The organism is Rhodococcus sp. R1101 (assembly GCF_000278445.1).
Taxonomy (GTDB): Bacteria; Actinomycetota; Actinomycetes; order Mycobacteriales; family Mycobacteriaceae; genus Rhodococcus; species Rhodococcus gordoniae.
Genome location: NZ_AJVB01000744.1, coordinates 1 through 1,228, shown reverse-complemented (window position 1 = coordinate 1,228; position 1,228 = coordinate 1). Strand labels below are relative to the sequence as shown.

1 protein-coding gene is annotated in these 1,228 nt (G+C 71.5%); it reads right to left on the bottom strand.

All coding sequences use genetic code 11. From position 1 onward, the window contains the following. Positions 1 to 1,024: nicotinate-nucleotide--dimethylbenzimidazole phosphoribosyltransferase (gene cobT, locus R1101_RS0123810; RefSeq protein WP_016935664.1), on the bottom strand; the 1,024-nt coding region annotated here is incomplete at its 3' end. Positions 1,025 to 1,228 lie beyond the last annotated feature (204 nt).

Below are 1,228 nucleotides of genomic sequence, written 5' to 3'. Positions count from 1 at the left end.
GCGAGAGAATTGCGACCGCACCCTGCAGAACCGGAAGTGCCGTCACGGCACCCGACCCTTCACCGAGACGCATACCGAGATCGACGATCGGTTCGAGGCGCAGATGTCGCAGCGCGATGTCGTGCGCGGGCTCGGCCGACCGGTGACCGGCCACCCACCACCGTGCCGCGCCGGGAGCGAGTTCCTCGGCGACCATCGCGGCGGCCGTGACGACGACGCCGTCGAGGATCACCGGCGTCCGGCGCACCGCGGCCTGCGCGAGGAAGCCGGCCATGGCCGCGAAATCGGCGCCCCCGGCGACGCGGAGCAACGCGACGGGATTCCGTACGTGCGGCCGGGCGCGCCGCATGGCGTCGCGGATCGCGGTGACCTTGCGCATCCATCCGGCGTCGTCCACGCCGGTGCCGCGGCCGACCGCGGCGACGGGCTCGGTGGAGGTGAGGGTGGCGATGAGAACGGTTGCGGGAGTGGTGTTCCCGATCCCCATGTCACCCGCGACGAGCAGATCGGCGCCCTCGTCGACCTCTCGGTCGGCGAGCGTGCGGCCGGCTTCGATCGCGCGGACGGTCTCGTCGTGGGTCAGCGCGTCCTCGCGGTCGATGCTGCCGCTCGAGCGCCGGATCTTGAACGCGGACACCTCGGGGGAGGTGTCGCTCTCGACCGCCATGTCGACGACCCGCACGCCTGCCCCGGCCGCTGCGGCGAGCACGTTCACGGCGGCGCCACCCCCGGACAGGTTCGCGACCATCTGCGCGGTGACCTCCGGTGGATAGGCCGAGACCCCGTTGCGCGCGACACCGTGGTCGCCGGCGAAGACCACGACCCGCGGTCGGCGGAAGGGGTGAGGCGGGACCTCGCCCTGACAGGCCGCGACCCAGCACCCGAGATCCTCGAGTCGTCCGAGCGACCCGGCGGGTTTCGTCAGATCCCGCTGACGCTCCTCGGCGGCGACGCGTGCTTCGAGATCGGGCAGGTCGACGCGCGGGAACTCGACGTCGGCGGGGGAATCGGAACCGCTGGTCACAGGTCACCTCTCGGACGGAACTTCACGCCAGAACGCTATCAATCGACCCTCACCGGCAGGAATTCGACGATATGCGTCATTGCTGCCACTTCCGGGTGGCCTTCATCGCGGAGACGACTCGGCCGCGGCACCGCATGTCGCAGGACATGCAAGCCGCGGCCGGGATCCGGGCGGCTACCACCGGGCGCGTGCGGAGCGCCTCAC